This is a genomic window from Butyrivibrio sp. VCB2006 (assembly GCF_000420945.1).
In the GTDB taxonomy this organism is placed as follows: domain Bacteria; phylum Bacillota; class Clostridia; order Lachnospirales; family Lachnospiraceae; genus Butyrivibrio.
In genome coordinates, this window is record NZ_ATVX01000001.1 from 32967 (window position 1) to 52963 (window position 19997).

General features: G+C 41.0%; 19 protein-coding genes. 17 read left to right on the plus strand and 2 right to left on the minus strand.

Annotation, left to right across the window (positions count from 1 at the left end):
• Positions 1–32: 32 nt before the first annotated feature.
• From ispH to G613_RS0100160, 3 genes are all read left to right on the plus strand, one after another.
• On the plus strand, positions 33–923 hold the full coding sequence (ispH, locus tag G613_RS0100150; protein ID WP_029230708.1) for a 4-hydroxy-3-methylbut-2-enyl diphosphate reductase: 891 nt from the start codon (positions 33–35) through the stop codon (positions 921–923).
• Positions 904–2046 carry a 30S ribosomal protein S1 gene (rpsA, locus tag G613_RS0100155; protein ID WP_029230709.1) on the plus strand — a complete coding sequence of 381 codons (1143 nt, stop codon included), beginning with the start codon at positions 904–906 and terminating at the stop codon, positions 2044–2046. The genes ispH and rpsA overlap by 20 nt, the downstream gene beginning before the upstream one ends.
• A 193-nt stretch (positions 2047–2239) precedes the next feature.
• Positions 2240–3025: a CheR family methyltransferase gene (locus G613_RS0100160; RefSeq protein WP_029230710.1), complete on the plus strand. Its 786-nt coding sequence runs from the start codon at positions 2240–2242 to the stop codon at positions 3023–3025.
• 177 nt (positions 3026–3202) lie between these two features.
• Here the strand turns inward: G613_RS0100160 and G613_RS0100165 are convergent, their stop codons facing one another.
• The gene (locus tag G613_RS0100165; protein ID WP_029230711.1) at positions 3203–4387 is read right to left on the minus strand and encodes a ribonuclease H-like domain-containing protein; all 1185 of its coding nucleotides are present in this window, start codon (positions 4385–4387) and stop codon (positions 3203–3205) included.
• 268 nt (positions 4388–4655) lie between these two features.
• Here G613_RS0100165 and rsxC point away from each other — a divergent pair, with 268 nt between their 5' ends.
• The 12 genes from rsxC (at position 4656) to G613_RS0100225 (ending at position 16455) form a co-directional block, all read left to right on the plus strand.
• Positions 4656–5972 carry an electron transport complex subunit RsxC gene (gene rsxC / locus G613_RS0100170; RefSeq protein ID WP_029230712.1) on the plus strand — a complete coding sequence of 439 codons (1317 nt, stop codon included), beginning with the start codon at positions 4656–4658 and terminating at the stop codon, positions 5970–5972.
• Positions 5973–5990: 18 nt separating this feature from the next.
• The gene (locus tag G613_RS0100175) at positions 5991–6944 is read left to right on the plus strand and encodes an RnfABCDGE type electron transport complex subunit D (protein ID WP_029230713.1); all 954 of its coding nucleotides are present in this window, start codon (positions 5991–5993) and stop codon (positions 6942–6944) included.
• On the plus strand, positions 6941–7546 hold the full coding sequence (locus G613_RS0100180; RefSeq protein ID WP_029230714.1) for an RnfABCDGE type electron transport complex subunit G: 606 nt from the start codon (positions 6941–6943) through the stop codon (positions 7544–7546). Before G613_RS0100175 ends, G613_RS0100180 begins: the two co-directional genes overlap by 4 nt.
• A gap of 1 nt (position 7547) precedes the next feature.
• Positions 7548–8408: an electron transport complex subunit RsxE gene (rsxE, locus tag G613_RS0100185; RefSeq protein ID WP_029230715.1), complete on the plus strand. Its 861-nt coding sequence runs from the start codon at positions 7548–7550 to the stop codon at positions 8406–8408.
• Between the two features lie 2 nt (positions 8409–8410).
• A complete protein-coding gene (gene rsxA / locus G613_RS0100190; RefSeq protein ID WP_029674322.1) occupies positions 8411–8995 on the plus strand; it encodes an electron transport complex subunit RsxA in 585 nt (194 codons plus the stop codon).
• A 28-nt stretch (positions 8996–9023) separates the two neighbouring features.
• Positions 9024–9818, plus strand: a complete 795-nt coding sequence (locus G613_RS0100195) for an RnfABCDGE type electron transport complex subunit B (RefSeq protein ID WP_029230717.1) — start codon at positions 9024–9026, stop codon at positions 9816–9818.
• A gap of 225 nt (positions 9819–10043) precedes the next feature.
• Positions 10044–10427, plus strand: a complete 384-nt coding sequence (locus tag G613_RS0100200) for a NusG domain II-containing protein (RefSeq protein WP_029230718.1) — start codon at positions 10044–10046, stop codon at positions 10425–10427.
• A 66-nt stretch (positions 10428–10493) separates the two neighbouring features.
• Positions 10494–10997 (plus strand): Gx transporter family protein, encoded by a 504-nt coding sequence (locus tag G613_RS0100205; RefSeq protein ID WP_029230719.1) that lies wholly within the window; start codon positions 10494–10496, stop codon positions 10995–10997.
• 252 nt (positions 10998–11249) lie between these two features.
• The gene (locus G613_RS0100210) at positions 11250–12968 is read left to right on the plus strand and encodes a hypothetical protein (RefSeq protein ID WP_029230720.1); all 1719 of its coding nucleotides are present in this window, start codon (positions 11250–11252) and stop codon (positions 12966–12968) included.
• 99 nt (positions 12969–13067) lie between these two features.
• Positions 13068–14348 carry a CobW family GTP-binding protein gene (locus G613_RS0100215; protein WP_029230721.1) on the plus strand — a complete coding sequence of 427 codons (1281 nt, stop codon included), beginning with the start codon at positions 13068–13070 and terminating at the stop codon, positions 14346–14348.
• Between the two features lie 67 nt (positions 14349–14415).
• Complete coding sequence (locus G613_RS0100220; RefSeq protein ID WP_029230722.1) at positions 14416–15375, plus strand: TIGR03943 family putative permease subunit; 960 nt, start codon at positions 14416–14418, stop codon at positions 15373–15375.
• Between the two features lie 21 nt (positions 15376–15396).
• On the plus strand, positions 15397–16455 hold the full coding sequence (locus G613_RS0100225; protein WP_029230723.1) for a putative ABC transporter permease: 1059 nt from the start codon (positions 15397–15399) through the stop codon (positions 16453–16455).
• 85 nt (positions 16456–16540) lie between these two features.
• Here G613_RS0100225 and rpsT read toward each other — a convergent pair whose 3' ends face one another.
• Positions 16541–16804: a 30S ribosomal protein S20 gene (gene rpsT, locus G613_RS0100230; protein ID WP_029230724.1), complete on the minus strand. Its 264-nt coding sequence runs from the start codon at positions 16802–16804 to the stop codon at positions 16541–16543.
• Between the two features lie 187 nt (positions 16805–16991).
• Here rpsT and lepA point away from each other — a divergent pair, with 187 nt between their 5' ends.
• Positions 16992–18800 carry a translation elongation factor 4 gene (gene lepA, locus G613_RS0100235; RefSeq protein WP_029230725.1) on the plus strand — a complete coding sequence of 603 codons (1809 nt, stop codon included), beginning with the start codon at positions 16992–16994 and terminating at the stop codon, positions 18798–18800.
• 27 nt (positions 18801–18827) lie between these two features.
• Positions 18828–19958, plus strand: coding sequence for a radical SAM family heme chaperone HemW (gene hemW, locus G613_RS0100240; protein WP_029230726.1), 1131 nt, complete (start codon positions 18828–18830; stop codon positions 19956–19958).
• The last annotated feature ends 39 nt before the right edge of the window (positions 19959–19997 follow it).

Below are 19997 nucleotides of genomic sequence, written 5' to 3' on the forward strand. Positions count from 1 at the left end.
TTAATTTAGTTATATCTTATTGGGAGTATATTATGGATGTAATAGTAGCTGAACACGCCGGATTTTGTTTCGGTGTAACCAAGGCTGTTGATACGGTTTATGAACAGATTGATAAGGGAACTGCCGGGAATATCTATACCTATGGTCCAATTATCCATAACGAGACTGTTGTTTCCGATTTGGAGAAAAAAGGCGTTAAAGTAATAGAGGGTATAGAAGAACTAAAAAAGCTTGTGGCTGACAAAAACAGTTCCGATAATGATAAAAAATCTCAAGGAACCATTGTCATCAGATCCCATGGTGTAACCAGAGAAGTTCAGGCTCTTATTGAAGAGACCGGGCTTGCGGTCATAGATGCTACATGTCCTTTTGTTAAAAGAATCCACAAGGTAGTAGGTGAGGAGAGCTCCAAGGGTAAGAGCATCATAGTTGTAGGTAGTGCCAATCATCCGGAAGTTGAAGGAATTGTAAGCTATGCAGATGGAGACGTTTATGTAATAGACGGCCCTGAAAGTGCAGCAAAATTCGACAAAAACAGGGAACTGGATTACACACTTGTGGCCCAGACTACTTTTAACAAGAAGAAATTTCAAGAAACCGTTGAAATCTTCAAAAATAACAGTTACAATATTAATATTGTGAATACTATATGCAATGCAACTGATGAACGTCAGACAGAAGCTGAGGAAATAGCATCTAAAGCGGACGCCATGATAGTAATTGGTGGTGCGCACAGTTCCAATTCCAGGAAACTATATGAAATCTGTAAGGAAAAATGTGCGGATACATATTTTATTCAGACCCTTGAGGATTTGCATTTAAAAATTAAGGGAAATGTTAAGCTCATAGGGATTACTGCCGGGGCATCGACCCCAAAGAACATTATCGAGGAGGTTCAGAATTATGTCAGAACAAACTTTTGAACAGATGCTTAACGAATCGTTCAAAACAATTCACACAGGGGAGGTTGTTGAGGGAACTGTTATTGACGTTAAGCCTGACGAGATAATCCTCAACATCGGATACAAGTCCGATGGTGTTCTTACCAAGAACGAATACACCAACGACAACAGTATCGATCTTACAACCGCCGTTAAGGTTGGCGACACAATGGATGTTAAGGTCCTTAAGACCAACGACGCTGACGGACAGGTTATTCTTTCATACAAGAGACTTGCCATCGACAGAGGCAACAAGAGAATTGAAGAGGCCTTCAACAACAAGGAAGTTCTTACAGCTAAGGTTGTACAGGTACTTGAGGGTGGCCTTACAGTAGTAGTTGATGAAGTTAGAATCTTCATCCCAGCTAGCCTTGTTTCTGATAGCTATGAGAAGGATCTTTCCAAGTATCAGGATCAGGAAATTCAGTTCGTAGTAACAGAGTACAATCCTAAGAGACGTAGATATATCGGTAACCGCAAGATGCTTGTTTCAGCTGAGAAGGCTGAGGCTGCTAAGAAGCTCTTTGATACAATCAAAGCCGGCGATGTAGTTGACGGTGTAGTCAAGAATGTTACAGATTTCGGTGCATTCATTGATCTCGGTGGTGCTGATGGACTTCTTCACATCTCAGAGATGAGCTGGGGAAGAGTTGAGAGCCCTAAGAAGGTCTTCAAGATCGGTGACACAGTTAAGGTTCTTGTTAAGTCTATCGACGGCAGCAAGATTGCTCTTTCAAGAAAGTTCGATGATGAGAACCCTTGGAAGAATGCTACAGAGAAGTATGCAGTAGGCAACGTAGTTAAGGGTAAGGTTGCCAGAATGACAGACTTTGGTGCTTTCGTAGAGCTTGAGCCTGGTATCGATGCACTTCTTCATGTTTCTCAGATTGCTAAGGAACACGTTGAGAAGCCAGCTGATGTACTTAAGGTTGGTCAGGAAGTAGAAGCTAAGATCGTTGATTTCAACGAGGATGAGAAGAAGATTTCTCTTTCAATCAAGGCTATGTTCGCTCCTGAGAAGGAAGAGGAAGCTCCTGCAGAGGAAGGCGATGTAGTATCTGTTGATATCGACAAGGTTATCGCTGAGCAGAACGAAGAGAACTAATTACGAATAATAATTACAAAGAGCTGATGGCTTATGCTGTCAGCTCTTTTTCTGTCTTCAGCTATTATCGAAATAATATTTATAATTATTTAATTTTACATACAATACCACCTCCATTAAAATAGAAGTGTGGCATATTCGCTGATTTTTGTGTTTATTCTGGCTAAGTATAATGATAGGAGGAAAAGCTTGAATGGAATACGATTACGAGTGGTTTAAAAAGGGTGTCTATGATTTAACCAAGATTGATCTTAATGCATACAAAGAAAAACAGATGAAAAGACGAATCGATACCCTTATCGGTAAGTATGAAGTTAAGGGCTATGACGGATTTCTTGCACTTATTAAGAAAGACAGAGAGGCACTGGACTCTTTTGTAACATATCTGACTATCAATGTTTCAGAGTTCTTTAGAAACATGGATCAGTGGAATCTTATGGATAAAGAGATGGTTCCTGAACTTATGAGTAAGTTCGGCAAGAACCTTAAGATTTGGAGTGCAGCCTGCTCTACAGGTGATGAGCCTTATACAATTGTTATGATGCTTAGCAAGCACTTGCCTCTTAATCAGATCAATGTCTATGCTACTGACCTGGATGCAGTGGTTTTGGCCAAGGCTAAGGCTGCTATTTATGATAAAAAAGAGATCGCCAATACTCCCGAGGAGTTTAAGAAGAAATATTTCACAGAGACTCCTGACGGAAAAATGAAGGTTTCGAGCGAGATTACTTCCCGCGTTACCTTCAAACAGGCAGATCTGTTAAGAGACCCATATCCAAAGGATTGCCATCTGATTGTATGTAGAAACGTTCTTATTTACTTTACTGAGGAAGCTAAGGACGACATTTTTAGAAAGTATTATGCAAATCTTGTTCCGGGCGGAATTCTCTTTATTGGAAGTACAGAGCAGATAGTAAACTACAAGGATATCGGTTTTGTTCGTAAGAATTCCTTCTACTACGAGAAGCCCAAGGCTTAAAAATGGCCAAAAGTTGAATTTGCTCACTTCTGGCTCGTACTAATTCATAGCACAAAAATAAAGAGAAGTTATTCTGTGGTTCAAAAAAGTGAACCATAACAGAATAACTTCTCTATATTTTTGCACTTATGAATTTACGTGCTCGTGCGAATGATTCGCAAATTCAACTTTCTTGGCCTAAAGTTCAAGTATATGAGCAATTACGTGGGATGCATAAAGACTCATGGCGAAGCGGCTTTTTTTCATGTTTTCATTGAGATCAAAGAAAAATCTCTTGTCTTTATAGTTTTCTTTGAAGAATGGTGAGAATACCAGATCCCACTCAAGAAGGTACTGTCCTTCTTTTTTTGTGTAGCAGTTTTCGGCTGTGGCTTTTTCTCTATAGGCCTTGTCTACGAATTCAGCGATGGACTTGTGGATTGCCATATCTTCTTTGGGGAGATAATAGTAATCTTTGTAGTTTGAATAGTAGTATTTTAGCTCGGTTTCATAGAGTGGAACTCTAAGAGTAGCCTCTTTTCCCACAATCTTGAAATAGCAGTTGTCCAGATTGCCGCTGAGGGAGGAAGGGAGTTCAAAGGGAAGTGAAAGCTTCATGAACACTTCCTGTTTGGAAGAACCGTCATAGTCCTTGTAGTAGTTGGCTTGAACTTTTTTTGCTCTGACGGGAAGGATATAATCCATTCTGTCATCGTCTATTTCTTCATCAGTTCTTATGGAAACCTTGGGCATATTTGCAAAAAGATTAAAGAATTCCTGATATCTTAGCATAGGGAGAAGTCCAAACATTCCCTTTACGTCTTCTAAATTGTGAAGAAGCAGAAGACGAAGCTTATCAGGATCCTTGGTCTCAACGAATTCTTTGTATACAGGAATAAGCTTTCCGCCGTCGTATTTATCCTCTCTATCAATTCCAAGATAGAGTTCTATTGTCTTTTGTTTGCAGTCAGGGAGCCCTAACTGCAATTTGTAGGGCAAAATCTGTTTATACAGATCAAAGGACTGTATCTTGGAAAAAGAATCAGGAAGCTCATATTTGCTTAATTTGTCCTGCAGAAATGGAATATCAAAGCGATTTCCATTGAAGGTTATCACGTACTTGAAGGACTTAATCAAATTTTGGAAATTAAGTAGGATTTCCTTCTCGTGTTCCAGAGATTCAGCCATGAACTGAACAATATGCCAGGTATTACCCTGAAAATAGGAAACTCCGATAAGATATAAATCAGAGGTCTTGGCAGAAAGGCCGGTGGTCTCGATATCCATAAAAAGGATTTCCTCTTTTTGACAGCCCAGGCCCTGATTAAGTGAATTTGCAATTGAGTCTTCTGGCAGAATGAATTCTTCGGTTGTCTTGATCATGATGGATGCTCACTTTGCTGTTTAATATTTGATAAATGCCGCATAAATTCGCACCGGCAAGTAAATATTGCATATCAAAATTATTATATCATTGCATTAATAAATTATCTTCAATTATATTCTGTGAATTATTACATTTTTATACACAAAAAAACGTATAAATATGGAATTTTCTCACAAAAATAGATATACTAATTATGTTGGGGAAAATCTTCCCGGAAGTTCTTTTCGGGATATTTTCAAATAATAATTGAAAGAAGGGTAGGAAATGGCTAGAGGTACGTTCGCGGGCGGAATCCATCCATATGAAGGCAAAGAACTGTCTAAGGATAAGCCCATAAAATCAGTGCTACCAAAAGGGGATCTGGTATATCCTCTGTCTCAGCACATCGGTGCGCCAGCCAAGCCAATTGTGGCAGTTGGTGATCATGTTCTTACCGGTCAGAAGATTGCGGAAGCAGGCGGCTTTGTGTCTGCAAATATCTTCGCAACAGTTTCCGGAACGGTTAAGGCAATTGAAAAGAGACGACTTACTACAGGCGCAATGTGCGACAGTATCATCGTGGAGAACGATGGCAAGTATGAAGAGGTGGAGTTTAAGCCGCTTAAGCCGTACGAAGAAATGACACCGGAGGATAAGATCGCAGCAGTACGCGAGGCTGGAGTTGTTGGTATGGGCGGAGCAGGCTTCCCTACTGCGGTTAAGTTTGCACCAAAGGAGCCTGACAAGATCGATTACGTCATCGCTAACTGCTCAGAGTGCGAGCCATATCTTACTTCTGACTATAGACGTATGGTTGAAGAACCGGAGCTCCTTTTAGAGGGACTTAAGGTTGCTGTCAGCATATTCCCTAATGCAAGGGGAATTCTTGCAATAGAAGACAACAAGCCTGATTGTATAGCCAAGTATAAAGAACTTACCAAGAACGAGGATAAGATCAGCGTTAAAGCGGTTAAGACCAAGTATCCGGAAGGCGCAGAGAGAATGCTTATCTATGCCTGCACAGGTAGAGAAATCAATTCTTCTATGCTTCCTGCAGATGCCGGATGTATTGTCGACAACGTTGATACTCTTTGTGCTGTCTGCAGAGCAGTAAAAGAGGGTCGTCCTCTCATGGAGAGGATTGTAACTATTACTGGTGACTGCATAGCTGATCCAAGAAACTACAAGGTTAGGATTGGTACAAACTACAAAGAGCTTATAGAAGAAGCCGGCGGTTTTGTAACTGAACCTGCCAAGATCATATCCGGTGGTCCTATGATGGGATTTGCCATCTTTGATCTTGATGTTCCAACAACCAAGACTGCTTCTGCTATCACTGCGTTTTCCAAGGATGCGGTTTCCGAGATGGAACCAAGTGCCTGCATTAACTGTGCTCGCTGCGTAGAGGTTTGCCCGGAGCGACTTGTTCCCAAGAACCTTGCAGATGCGGTTGAACACAATGACGAGCAGACCTTCCTGAATATGTACGGAATGGAATGTTGTGAGTGTGGATGCTGTAGCTATATCTGCCCAGCCAGACGTCAGCTTACACAGCTGATCAAGGGTATGAGGAAGATTCAGCTTGGCAAGAGGAAAAAGTGAGGGGAGGATTAACATAAGATGAGTGATCTGCGTAGAGTGTCATCCAATCCGCATGTCAGATCCAAGACCACAACATCTAATATCATGATGTGGGTAGTAATAGCACTTCTGCCTGCTGCAGGTTTTGGTATCTACAATTTTGGAATTGATGCACTTATTATTCTTTTATTATCAGTGGCTTCCTGCGTGCTTTCCGAGTTTATTTATGAGAAAGCTCTGCATAAGCCTGTTACTGTTGGCGATTTATCAGCGGTTGTTACAGGTCTTTTACTGGGAATGAACCTTCCATCCACAGTGCCGTGGTGGATTCCGGTTCTTGGCGGTATTTTCGCCATTATAATGGTTAAGCAGCTTTTTGGCGGTCTTGGACAGAACTTCATGAATCCTGCCCTTGGCGGAAGATGCTTCCTTGTAATTTCTTTCCCAGCTCTAATGACCAACTTTGTAACAGATACTTACACCGGAGCAACACCTCTTGCCAACCTTAAAAACGGCGTTGAGGTTAACGTAATGGACATGCTCATTGGTAAAACTGCAGGTACTATCGGTGAGACATCAATGCTTTGTATAGCAATTGGTGCTATCATCCTTTTCGCAGTTGGAATCATTGATTATGTAATTCCATTTACCTATATTATTTCGTTTGCTCTTTTTGTAGCTCTTTTTGGTGGCTATGGATTTAACTGGTCATACATTTCCGCACACCTTGCAGGCGGCGGACTTATGCTTGGTGCATTCTTCATGGCAACTGACTATGTTACATGTCCTATCACTCCTAAGGGAAGATTCATATACGGACTTATCCTTGGTATTTTGACGGGGATATTCAGAATCTTCGGAGCTAACGCAGAGGGTGTTTCTTTTGCAATTGTAATCACAAACCTTCTGGTTCCGCTTATTGAGAAGTTTACTATTCCGAGAGCTTTCGGAATTAAGAAGAAATCTGGCAAGAAGGAGGCGAAAAAAGCATGAACGATACTAAGAGCATGATTAAAAACGCCCTTATCCTTTTTGCAATTACTTTGGTAGCCGGTGTTCTTTTGGGCCTGGTTTATCAGGTTACTAAGGAACCTATTGCTTACCAGGATAAGCTTGCACAGGACAAGGCTAATCAGTCAGTTTTTGCAAGTGCGCAGACCTTTGAGGACGTGGACCTGGACGAGGCAGCAGTAGCAGAAGTTACAGCAGCGCATCCCGGAGTAACAATTGAAAGTGTTAAAAAAGCTGTTGACGGAAGCGGCGCAGCCGGCTATGTAATTCAGGTTAAGTCCAAGGGATACGGCGATTTTATCGAGTACACCGTTGGTATCACAAATGATGGAAACATCAACGGCATATCAATTATCTCAATTGCTGAGACTCCAGGTCTTGGTATGAATGCTGACAAAGTGATCAGACCTCAGTTTGTAGACAAGGCAGCTACACAGTTTTCTGTTGTTAAGAATGGTCAGTTAACTGATTCTTCTACTCAGATTGAGGCTATATCCGGAGCCACAATTACATCAAGAGCAGTAACAGAAGGTGTAAACGGTGCGGTTTCATATTTTGAAAAAGTATTGAAAGGAGGAAACTGATATGAGTTCACAGGCTAAAAAAGGCGCGTTGGGCTTCAAACAGGATACTCCTGCAGAAAGATTTTTTAACGGACTGGTTGCAGAAAACCCAACGCTGGTTTTGATGATCGGTATGTGTCCAACCCTTGCGGTTACATCTTCAGCCATTAACGGTCTTGGAATGGGACTTGCAACAACCTTCGTTTTGGCACTTAGTAATGCGGTTATTTCAGCGCTTCGTAAGACAATTCCTTCAACAGTTAGAATTCCGTCTTTCATCGTTGTTATTGCTTCATTCGTAACACTTGTTGAGCTTCTTATGAAAGCTTATGTACCTACACTTAACAAGGCTCTTGGCGTTTATATTCCGCTTATTGTTGTTAACTGTATCATCTTTGGTAGGGCCGAGGCATATGCTAGTAAGCATGGTATTGTTCCTTCATTCTTTGATGGAATTGGAATGGGAATCGGATTTACCTGTGCAATCACGGTAATCGGTCTTATACGTGAGTTCATTGGTGCAGGAACAGCCTTTGATGTTCAAATCCTCGGAGAAGGAACAGTTGTACCGGGCCCTGTAGGTGCATTACTTTCAGGCTATCAGCCGGTTAGTATTTTCATCCAGCAGGCCGGAGCGTTCTTTGTTTTGGCATTCCTTATTGCCATTATGAACAAGATCAAATCCAATATGGAGAAAAAGGGAAAAGATACTTCCAAGTTCGGACAGGGTTGCTGCTCATCAGCTGAGGAAGCTGCGGCAGATAAGATCGTAGCAGAGAAAAAAGAAAGGCTTGAAGAAAAGCCCGTGATTGAAAAGGATCTTGGTGCAAAAGCACCTGAAAAAGAAGCAGTACCAAGTAATTCAGGAAAGGAGGCTGAATGATTATGGAAACAATCTTGAGTTTAGTTGGCCTTATGATATCAGCTTCACTTGTTAATAACGTAGTACTGAGCCAGTTCCTAGGACTGTGTCCATTCCTTGGAGTTTCCAAGAAGACTGACACTGCGCTTGGAATGGGAGGAGCCTGTATCTTCGTTATTACACTGGCATCTTTGGTATGTAGCATTATTTACAAGTTTATCTTGAATCCACTTGATCTGTCTTACCTTAAGACAATCGTATTCATTCTTGTAATTGCCATGCTGGTTCAGTTTGTTGAGATGATTCTTAAGAAATACATCGTATCCCTTTATCAGGCACTTGGTGTATATCTTCCTCTTATCACAACTAACTGTGCAGTTCTTGGTGTAGCACTCAACAACGTTACAGATGGTTATACAATTCTTCAGAGCGTTGTTTGCGGTTTTGCTACTGCAGTTGGATTTACTATTGCAATAGTTATCCTGGCAGGACTTCGTGAGAAGATGGAATACAATGATATTCCGGCTCCTTTCAAGGGCATGCCACTGGTTCTTTTGACATCAGGACTTATGGCTATAGCGTTTACAGGATTTTCGGCACTCAAGTAAGTGATTAAACTTTCAAGGAGATAAGACTATGATTGGTGGAATACTTATTGCAACCTGTGTTGTTGCTGGTGTCGGAATTGTAATTGGTATAATCCTTGGCATAGCAGACATGAAGTTGCATGTAGATGTAGATGAAAAGGAAGCGGCTATTTTGGAAGTCCTTCCAGGTAATAACTGTGGTGGTTGTGGATATCCCGGATGTTCAGGATGTGCAGCAGCCATTGCAAAGGGTGAAGCAGCAGTTAATCAGTGCCCTGTTGGCGGAGCACCTGTAGCAAGTGCAATCTCAGAAATCATGGGAGTAGAGGCTGGAGATTCTAAGAGAATGGTAGCCTTCGTACACTGTGGCGGTGATTGTGAGAAAGCTCAGCAGCAGTATGAGTACAACGGAGTAGCTGATTGTAGACTCCAGATGCAGGCTCCCGGTGCGGGATCTAAGACCTGCGCATTCGGATGTCTTGGAGGCGGAAGCTGCGTATCTGTTTGTCAGTTCGACGCTATCCATGTTGTAAATGGCATCGCCGTTGTAGACAAGGAAGAGTGTAAGGCCTGCGGCAAGTGTATTGATATCTGCCCTCGCCATCTTATTGACCTTATACCTTACGATGCAAAAGAGTCTGTTGCCTGCAAATCTCAGGATATGGGTAAGCTTGTTAACGGCTACTGTAAGGTTGGCTGTATCGCCTGCCATATCTGTGAAAAGAATTGCCCTGCTGGTGCTATCACTGTAGAGAACAATGTGGCACATATCGATCAGGATAAATGCACACACTGCGGCACCTGCGTAGAGAAGTGCCCAAAGAAGGCTATTAAGGCTGTTTGATTCATACAATACTGAAAAAGATAATTTGAGAGATAATGCATATTAAATGTGCATTATCTCTCTTTTTGTAAAAGGTGATTTAAGGGGAATATAGCGCGGTAAAGATGTATTTTACGAACTTCTGGATACATGTAATTTTATGTACATTCAAAAAATCTTGTATATAATCTCGTCTTGTAGTTGAATATTATATGTGATACCTAAAATAATTTGAGGTGATACAGATTGAATAAAAGTTTGTTTGGGAAAAATGATGTTAAACTGGTCGTGGGACTTTCTGTGGTTGCTCTGGTTATATGTGCAGTTCTGATGCTGTTTAAACAGGATGGAAAACAAGTAGTTGTTTCTGTTGATGGTGTTGTTGTGTCTACGTATTCCCTAAATGATAACGGAACTTATGAGATAGAAGGCTATAACAAAGGCCTGAATACCCTTGTAATAGAAAATGGCGTAGCTTATATGTCAGATGCGTCATGCCCGGATCACTTATGTATGCATATGGGCAAAATTAGTAAGGTGGGACAGTCTATTATTTGTCTGCCTAACAGAGTTGTTGTTGAAATCAGGGGTAGCAAGGATGTGGAACCTGAGTATGATACTGTATCATAAGCAGATTTAAATTATTAGAAAGCAGTACGTGCATGATTTTGGAATTTGAGACGTTGGAGAATAGATTTGAATACTAAGAAAATATCTTTATATGGAGTTCTAATAGCATTAGCACTAATACTTAGCTATGTCGAGACCCAGATTCCTGCCTTTGTGGCAATTCCGGGAATGAAACTGGGTTTAACCAATATTGTTGTTTTGGTCACACTTTATTATCTTGATGAAAAAAGTGCTATGGCAATTAATGTTCTTAGAATAATCATAGTTTCAGTTTTGTTTGGAACAGCTATGAGCTTTGCGTTTTCTCTGGTAGGTGGAATGCTTAGCACAGTTATGATGATCGTACTAAAAAGAATCGGCAAGTTCAGGATTATCGGTGTCAGTGCTGTTGGCGGCGTTACCCATAATATCGGACAGATTATCACTGCTATGGTGTTACTGGGGACAAAGGCAATTGCCTGGTATCTTCCGGTGCTATGGATTACGGGGGTTTTCAGTGGCATCCTGATTGGCGTTATCGGCGGGATGGTATATGAGAGGCTCTCAAAAATAAATATTGATGAAAAATAATGATCTGTGGAGCTAGTGTTTACCTGCAATTTTTATGCTTCACAGATTATTCACAAAAAAGTATCTTGCTTTTTCATTCTCTTTCTGTATAATGAATTTTCGTCGGCATTCTGCTGACAAATAGTCACGAGAAATCTCTCGATGACGATTCCACATTTAATTATTTATAGTATGCGTCAAAGGGCTACTATTGGGATATCATTTCGTCTCTTTTTGTGCTCTTTTGTGCGCAAAAGAGAAAGGGAGAAAGAAATGAAGCTGTTTATGAAGAAAGAAAAAGGAACTAATTCTGTAAAAGATCTGCTTAAAAAGCTTAAGAGGCATGACACAAAGGTTGTGGCTATTGCTGTAATTATTGCTCTTGTTTTAAGCGGAGGACTGATCTACATCAGTACACCTATTGTTGCAGAAAATGCGACAGAAGGACTGGCTGAGAGTGAGAGACTTGCTAACCAGGATACTGTAGATAAGCTTGGCGAAATCGGTGAGTACTTAAGTGAACTTGATAAAGTTGTTACAAGTAATCAGGAGAGCCTTAATTCAATAAATGAGAGGTCTGATTCCGAAAACTCTGAGGCAACAAGTGCTATTAGTGAGAAGGTAATCGGCATTGACAGTAAACTTAAGGAAGTACACACAAACATCGATGGAACTACCACTAAGATTGAGAATCTGAAAACTATTATTGAAAAAGGTGATTCAGATAATAAAGAACAGATTGAAAAGGAATTCACTGTAATTAATGCTGATCTTGACAGCATCAAGTCAGATTACGACAGTGCACAGAGCCAGATCAAGGAGCTTATGGATAAGCTTCAGAAAGAAATTGACTCAGGAAATAAGCAGCTTGATGAGAAGGCTGCCGACAATCATAAGGCTCTTTTGAATGAGCTTTCTTCTATGAACAAAAGCATGGATGAAAAGAGCTCCAAGTCCATCGCTACTTTTCAGGAAGATATTTCTGCTCTCGGCATGAGCGTTACTAAAAAACTTGATGATTACCAGAACACAATGAACAACAATATTGAAGAAGTTAACAATAATGTGAATAACAACTTTAACAATATCAACAAGTCTGTTGGCGATGGCTTTGGCGATTTGAAGAGCTATATAGATTCCTCAGCTAAGAACATCAATGATAAACTTGACCTGGTTTTTCAGCGTGTGAGTGACGGTAAAAAGAAATTAGTATCCACGTTACTCACTTACGGAATTTCCGTTAAAGAGGATGCTAAATTTGATGACATTAATAATGGAATCATAGAACTTGGAGACAAAATGCGTGATGCTGAAAGAAAAATAGAAGATAGCGAGCATTCCGTAACTCCTGAAAAGATACTTGCCGGACAGACAGTCACAGTAAATGACCAGACTATTACCGGTACAGCAACCAGTGATGCGTCATGCCTTTCTGATCACATTTTATCCGGACAGACCGCCTATGTTAATGGCGCAATGGTAATAGGAACAATGGCAAATCATGGATCTGTTAATATAGCGTTATCAAAAGACAATCGTTCACAGTCACTGGAAGCCGGATACTATGATTCCATTACAGTAACTGCAGATATTTCCAGTCTGCCTGCAAATATTACATATACTCATCATGTCCACAGTAATTCTGCCACAGATAAGACTGTTGTTGATACTTCTTTTTCATCCGGAAAGGCTTATGGCGGAGATACCAGTTCATCTAAGGGAGGCTGCTTTAATGAACCTATTTATGGTCCTTGCGGTGGAAGCGGAGAAGCACTTTATGAAGATTATGGTGGATACTACTATGATTATGATGGGGATGGTCAGCTTGATCAAAATGTATTTCATTATGGCTTTTGTACTACCTGCGGCGGAAGAGTAGATGCGGGTGGCTATGGACAAATCGGAAGATGCGATAATCAGCGAGTAATTGGATATAAAGCATCCTGCGGAAAGGTTTCGGGACAGGTTATTGCAGCAGAAGTTACGTACTAATGCATGAAAGCGGCATTCTTGACATTATGTTTGTCTGTGCTTACAATGATGGTTGTTGTAGTGTATATAGCACAGATATGTGCAGAATGGAGCGAATAAATGACCAAGATTGATATTATTTCAGGCTTCTTGGGAGCTGGTAAGACAACTCTTATCAAGAAGCTTTTAAAAGAAGCATTAAATGGAACAAAGGTGGTTCTTATTGAAAATGAGTTCGGAGAGATTGGTATTGACGGAGGTTTCCTTAAGGAAGCCGGAATCGAAATCACAGAGATGAATTCAGGTTGTATTTGCTGCTCACTTGTTGGAGATTTCGAGACATCTCTTCAGCAGGTTATGGATCAGTATGAACCTGAGCGTATTCTTATCGAGCCATCAGGTGTAGGTAAGCTTTCTGATGTTATGAGAGCCATCCAGAATATTGCAGAAGGTTCAGCAAATATGGAACTTAACAGCGCTGTAACTGTTGTTGATGTTTCCAAGGCAAAGGTATATATCAAGAACTTTGGTGAGTTCTTTATTAATCAGATTGAGAATGCCGGAACTGTTATTCTTACAAGAACAGACAAGGCTGATCAGAAGAAGATTGAGGATGCCGTAGAGCTTATTCGTCAGCACAATGCGAAGGCTACTATTATCACAACTCCTCTTGATCAGATTACAGGTAAAGAGATCCTGGATACTTTCGAGGGTAACAATGACCTTGAGGCAGAGCTTCTTAAGCAGGTAATGGAAGAGGAAGAACATCATCACCATCATCATCACGATCATGGCAGCCACAAGGTTGTTAACGAAGATGGTTCAGTAGTATACAAGGCACATCACGATGAAGATGAGTGCGATGACGAGGAGTGCAGCTGTCATCACCACCATCATGACCATGACGACGATGACCACGACGAGCACGAGCATCATCATCACCACCATGATCATGACGACGATGATCACGATGAGCATGAGCATCATCACCACCATCATGACCACGACGACGATGATCACGATGAGCATGAGCACCACCATCATCATGACCATGACGAGGACGACCATGATGAACATGAACATCATCATCACCATCATGATCACGACCATGATCACGCAGCTCACGATGTATTTGTTAGCTGGGGTATGGAGACACCTCTTAAGTACACCAAGGAAGAAATCGAGAAGATGCTTGGACAGCTTGAGGACGAGGAGAGATTCGGTATCGTTCTTCGTACAAAGGGTGTTGTTCCTACAGCAGATGGTCAGTGGATTGAATTCGACTATGTTCCCGGAGAAGCAGATGTAAGAAATGGCGCCGCAGATGTAACAGGTAAGTTCTGCGTAATCGGGTCACAGCTTAAGGAAGAGAATCTAGAGAAGCTTTTCAGAAGACTGTAATAAATAATTAGCAGGTAAATTATACCGTCATGTCTTTAACCGGATGTGACGGTATTCGGTGTTTTATATGATTAGGAGAGTCAAATTGAAACCAGTATATATAATTAACGGATTTCTTGACAGCGGCAAGACAGATTTCTTCCGCTACACAATTGCACAGCAATATTTCAGAACAAAGGGCAAGACACTTCTCATTGTTTGTGAGGATGGCGAAAATGATTACGAGGAGAAGCTCCTTAAGTCAACTAATACAGTAGTAGAGAGAATCGAGGATGAAGAGGACTTTAATCCTGATGCTCTTGTAGCTCTTGATTCCAAGCACAATCCAGAGCGTATTCTTGTTGAGTACAACGGTATGTGGAACTTCAAGAACATGAGACTTCCAGTAATGTGGAATCTTGAGCAGCAGATTACAGTTATTGATGCTTCCAGCTTTGAGCTGTATTTCAATAATATGAAGTCACTTCTTGCTGAGCAGATTCGTAATTCAGATCTGATTCTTTTCAACAGATGTGATGGAATTGAGGACCTTGCTTCTTATAAGAGAAATGTTAAGGCTATTAACCAGAAGGCTGATATTATCTTTGAGGACAAGAATGGTGAGGTTGATGTAACTCTTGATGAGGATCTTCCATTTGATCTTAATGCTAACCCTATAGATCTTAACAACTACGGTTATGGAATGTTCTACCTTGATGCTCTAGACCATGTTGAGAGATATGAGGGCAAGACAGTTAGATTTAAGGGTATGGTGCTCAAGCCTGAAGAATTCCCTGAGAACAGATTTGTTCCGGGAAGAATGGCTATGACTTGCTGCGCACAGGATATGCAGTTTCTTGGCTTTGCTTGTGAATACGAAGACACTAAGTCTTTAGTAGAAAAAGACTGGGTTCTTGTAACTGCCAAGGTTGTAAAAGAGTATGTGGCTGAATATCAGGGTGAGGGCCCTGTTCTTAAGGCTATTTCTGTAGAGAAGACAAACGCACCTGACAATCAGGTTATAGATTTCTCTAATCCGGAACAGTAATTCTTTATTCAGGGGGGAGCAATGTTTAACTATAATCCACCACAGTGGCTTTTTCTTTTCTTTTTCTACAGTTTTTGTGGATGGTGTTGGGAAACAGCTTATGTATCGATTTTAGAAAAACGATTTGTAAACAGGGGCTTTATGAGAGGCCCCTTTTTGCCTTTGTATGGATGCGGCGGAACAATGATGCTGATCGTATCTAAACCATTCTATGATAATCTTTTGCTGGTCTATATCGCAGGATGTATCGGAGCAACTGTACTTGAATATCTTACCGGAGTTCTCATGGAGACTCTTTTCAAAGTGAGATATTGGACCTATGATCACAAGAAGTTTAACTATAAAGGCTATGTATGTCTTGAATCTTCTTTGTTCTGGGGAGTATGCACGGTTGTCTTTTCACATTTCCTGCAGCTTCCTATAGAAAAAGTTCTTTTGATGCTTCCAATGAGATTTGTATCCACTGCGACGATAGTGCTAACAGCTCTTGTCAGCTGCGATTTCATGATTGCCTTTAAGACAGCTCTGGAACTTCGCGATATCCTTGCTTATATGGATAAGGCTAAAGAAGAAATGAAAAAGATGCAAAAACGTCTTGATGCCTTGGTAGCATTTAAAGGAGAGAATGTTAAAGAAGGTATAGGTAGTACTGTTGAGGGCATCGGCAATAGGATCGAAGGAATCGGAGCCGGTATAAGTAACAGGGTTGAAGGTATAAGTAACAGAGTTGAAGGTATAAGCAATGGTATCAGTAATAGAGTAGAAGGCATTGGCGCAGGCATTAGTAGTAGAATGGATGTGCTGAGTTCATCCCTGGAGAAATCATTTTCTGCTATCAGGGAAAAGATAATGCTCAATCCTTCAGACTATGTAATGGGCGTAAGAGAAGAGGTATCTGAACTTTATGCCAAGTATAGGATAATAATGGACAGAGTAACTCCAAGCCCGGTTAAGAACTTTTTTGAGTGGTATAAAGAGCGTACCATTATGGGTAACCCTACCATGTCTTCTGAGAGATTCAAGTTCAGCCTTGAGGAAGTAAAAGAGAGAGTACTTAGAAGAAACAAAAATGAAGAATGATCTTATAAAAGATTAAGATAATAAAAAACCTCGCATCGGTGAGAAGATGCGAGGTTTTATAATATACATATTTATATTCTGAAAGTTAAGCCATCTTGTTAACAGCCTGAGCAAGACGAGAAACTTTTCTAGAAGCTGTGTTCTTCTTGAAAACACCCTTTGATTCAGCCTTGTCGATAGCTGATGTAGCTGCAAGAAGTGCCTTAGCAGCCTCTTCCTTGTTGCCTGCCTCGATAGCAGCGCGAACCTTTTTAACCTCAGTCTTAACAGCAGACTTGATCATCTGGTTTCTAGCAGCCTTCTTCTCGTTAACTAAAATTCTCTTCTTGGCGGATTTAATATTAGCCATAATTACCTCCGATATACTTGCAAATTGTTTATAATTCATGTTCGTGTGCGCATTAAGCCGGACACGGACAGTTAATGCCACATACGGATTATATTTTAGAATAAAATCTATATACTGTCAATAGATTTTTGGTTTCTTACATGGTATTATAAGGATGCTGACTAAAAAAATAAATGAGGTATTTTAAGTGAACCAGGAGAATATTAGAAATTTTTGTATAGTTGCACATATAGATCACGGTAAGTCTACTCTGGCCGACAGAATGATTGAGAAGACCGGTGTACTTACACTTAGAGAAATGCAGAATCAGGTCCTTGATAATATGGACATCGAGCGTGAGAGGGGAATTACAATTAAATCTCAGGCTGTTCGAATGATCTATAAGGCTAAGGATGGTCAGGAATACACATTTAACATGATTGATACTCCAGGCCATGTTGACTTTGGATATGAGGTTTCAAGGTCCCTTGCTGCCTGCGACGGAGCTATTTTGGTAGTTGATGCTACTCAGGGTGTTGAGGCACAGACACTGGCCAACGTGTATATGGCTCTTGATCATGATCTGGATGTTTTCCCTGTTATCAACAAGATTGACCTTCCGAGCGCGCAGCCTCAGGAAGTTAAGGATGAAATTGAGGATGTGATCGGGATTGAGGCTCAGGACGCACCACTTATTTCCGCTAAAAACGGCATTGGAATAGAAGATGTCCTTGAGGCAGTTGTTCATAAGATTCCTGCTCCCACAGGGGATCCTAATGCCGCTCTTAAGGCTCTTATTTTTGACAGTATTTACGATTCATACAGAGGTGTTATCGTATTTGTTCGTGTCCGTGATGGTGTTATCAAAAAGGGCATGAAAGTTAAATTTATGGCTACTGATGCTGAGGCAGAAGTTGTTGAGGTTGGTTTCTTTGGCCCCGGAAGATTTATTGCGAGTGATGAATTATCAGCCGGCGAAGTTGGCTATTTTACCGCTTCTATCAAGAATATTCAGGATACCAGAGTTGGTGATACTGTAACTGATATTGCAAATCCATGTACTGAGGCACTTCCGGGTTACAAGAAGGTAATGCCAATGGTTTATTGCGGTCTTTACCCTGCAGACTCTGCGCATTATTCAGATCTTAGAGATGCTCTTGAAAAGCTCCAGCTTAATGATGCTTCTCTGTTCTATGAGCCGGAGACTTCACAGGCTCTTGGCTTTGGATTCAGAGCAGGATTCCTTGGGCTTCTCCATTTGGAAGTTATTCAGGAGAGACTTGAAAGAGAGTATGATCTTAATCTTGTTACAACTGCGCCTTCTGTTGTTTACAAGGTTCACAAGACAGATGGTACATGCTTTGACCTGACGAACCCAACAAACCTTCCTGATCCATCAGAAATTGAGTTTATGGAAGAGCCTATTGTTAATGGTGAAATCATGGTTACAACCGATTATGTCGGCGCGATCATGCAGCTTTGTCAGGAGAGACGCGGCAAGTACCTTAGTACTGATTATATAGAGCAGAACAGAGCAATTCTCAAATACGAGCTTCCTCTTAACGAAATTATTTACGACTTCTTTGATGCACTCAAGTCAAGATCAAGAGGCTATGCTTCCTTTGACTATGAGCTTAAGGGTTACGAGAAGTCTGACCTTGTTAAGCTTGATATTCTCATCAACAGAGAAGAGGTTGATGCTCTTTCATTTATTGTGCATAAAGAAGGCGCCTATGAGAGAGGACGTAAGATGTGTGAAAAGCTCAAGGATGAGATTCCAAGGCACATGTTCGAGATTCCTATTCAGGCGGCTGTCGGTGGCAAGGTAATTGCCAGAGAGACAGTTAAGGCATACAGAAAAGACGTATTGGCTAAGTGCTATGGTGGTGATATTTCCCGTAAGAAGAAGCTTCTTGAGAAGCAGAAAGAGGGTAAAAAGAAGATGCGCCAGATTGGTAATGTAGAAGTACCACAGGCAGCATTCCTTAGTGTACTTAAGCTGGATAATACGGACTAATTCGTTATTACGTGAGGATGAAGGTTTATGCAGGAAAGGGATACAAATTTATCATTATATGTTCATATTCCTTTCTGCGTAAGAAAGTGTCTTTATTGTGACTTCTTATCTTTTTGTCCCGGTGGTGATAATGAGAAGGAGTATTTTAAAGCACTTGAGCATGAAATTGAATGCTGCTCCGAAGCAAATTCCGAATTTGAGGTAAAGAGTATCTTTTTTGGTGGGGGAACACCCTCTTTCCCTGATTCAAGTTATATTTGCAAGACTCTTGAAAAGATTCGCGAAAGCTTCCACGTCAGCCCGGATGCTGAAATTAGCATCGAAGCTAATCCTGCATCGGCCATGTCTGATAAACTGAAGGCTTTCAAGGCAGCCGGCATTAACAGAATTAGCATTGGAGCCCAGTCACTTAACGATGAGGAGCTTAGGTGCCTTGGAAGAGTTCATGACAGCAAGATGTTTTTTGACACCTTTGATAATGCAAGAAAAGCGGGATTTGCGAATATCAATGTTGATGTGATGAGCGCCCTCCCAGGGCAGAGCTTTGACTCTTATATGGAGACGCTGAAAAAGGTGCTTTCTCTTGGGCCGGAGCATATATCTGCCTACAGTCTTATTGTTGAAGAGGGAACACCATTTTATGATATGGACCTTGATCTTCCTGATGAAGATACTGACAGGCGGATGTATCATGAGACCAAGAGAATTCTTTTGGAAAATGGGTACCACAGGTACGAGATTTCTAACTATGCACAGGAAAAGCATGAATGCTACCATAACAAGGTGTACTGGACCAGAGGAAATTACCTGGGACTTGGACTTGGGGCATCCAGTATGGTGGACAATGTCAGGTGGAAGAATACCTCTGATTTTGGCGAGTATCTGAAAAAAGATGACATAAGGCGCGATGAGCAAAAACTGTCGCTACAGGATCAGATGGAAGAGTATATGTTCCTCGGCCTTCGTCTTGTGAAGGGTGTTAGTATCAGCGCTTTTAAAGAGAACTTTTCTCAGGATATTTACCGGGTTTATGGTACAATTATTGAGAAGTATGTGTCCGAGAAATTGCTTCAGATAAACGAAGATTATTTGTCTTTGACAGATATTGGACTTGATGTAAGCAACACGGTTATGGCAGATTTTTTGCTGGATAAGTGACCTACGCGCATCGAGACAAGCCATGTGACATGGCTTTAT

Bases quoted from the DNA above. Each gene is read 5' to 3' on its own strand.
- rpsA (WP_029230709.1), top strand. From the start codon at position 904: ATGTCAGAACAAACTTTTGAACAGATGCTTAACGAATCGTTCAAAACA.
- G613_RS0100220 (WP_029230722.1), top strand. From the start codon at position 14,416: ATGATTAGGAGAGTCAAATTGAAACCAGTATATATAATTAACGGATTT.
- rsxC (WP_029230712.1), top strand. From the start codon at position 4,656: ATGGCTAGAGGTACGTTCGCGGGCGGAATCCATCCATATGAAGGCAAA.
- rpsT (WP_029230724.1), bottom strand. From the start codon at position 16,804: ATGGCTAATATTAAATCCGCCAAGAAGAGAATTTTAGTTAACGAGAAG.
- G613_RS0100165 (WP_029230711.1), bottom strand. From the start codon at position 4,387: ATGATCAAGACAACCGAAGAATTCATTCTGCCAGAAGACTCAATTGCA.
- G613_RS0100210 (WP_029230720.1), top strand. From the start codon at position 11,250: ATGAAGCTGTTTATGAAGAAAGAAAAAGGAACTAATTCTGTAAAAGAT.
- G613_RS0100160 (WP_029230710.1), top strand. From the start codon at position 2,240: ATGGAATACGATTACGAGTGGTTTAAAAAGGGTGTCTATGATTTAACC.
- rsxA (WP_029674322.1), top strand. From the start codon at position 8,411: ATGGAAACAATCTTGAGTTTAGTTGGCCTTATGATATCAGCTTCACTT.
- ispH (WP_029230708.1), top strand. From the start codon at position 33: ATGGATGTAATAGTAGCTGAACACGCCGGATTTTGTTTCGGTGTAACC.
- G613_RS0100180 (WP_029230714.1), top strand. From the start codon at position 6,941: ATGAACGATACTAAGAGCATGATTAAAAACGCCCTTATCCTTTTTGCA.
- hemW (WP_029230726.1), top strand. From the start codon at position 18,828: ATGCAGGAAAGGGATACAAATTTATCATTATATGTTCATATTCCTTTC.
- G613_RS0100225 (WP_029230723.1), top strand. From the start codon at position 15,397: ATGTTTAACTATAATCCACCACAGTGGCTTTTTCTTTTCTTTTTCTAC.
- G613_RS0100175 (WP_029230713.1), top strand. From the start codon at position 5,991: ATGAGTGATCTGCGTAGAGTGTCATCCAATCCGCATGTCAGATCCAAG.
- G613_RS0100215 (WP_029230721.1), top strand. From the start codon at position 13,068: ATGACCAAGATTGATATTATTTCAGGCTTCTTGGGAGCTGGTAAGACA.
- G613_RS0100195 (WP_029230717.1), top strand. From the start codon at position 9,024: ATGATTGGTGGAATACTTATTGCAACCTGTGTTGTTGCTGGTGTCGGA.
- rsxE (WP_029230715.1), top strand. From the start codon at position 7,548: ATGAGTTCACAGGCTAAAAAAGGCGCGTTGGGCTTCAAACAGGATACT.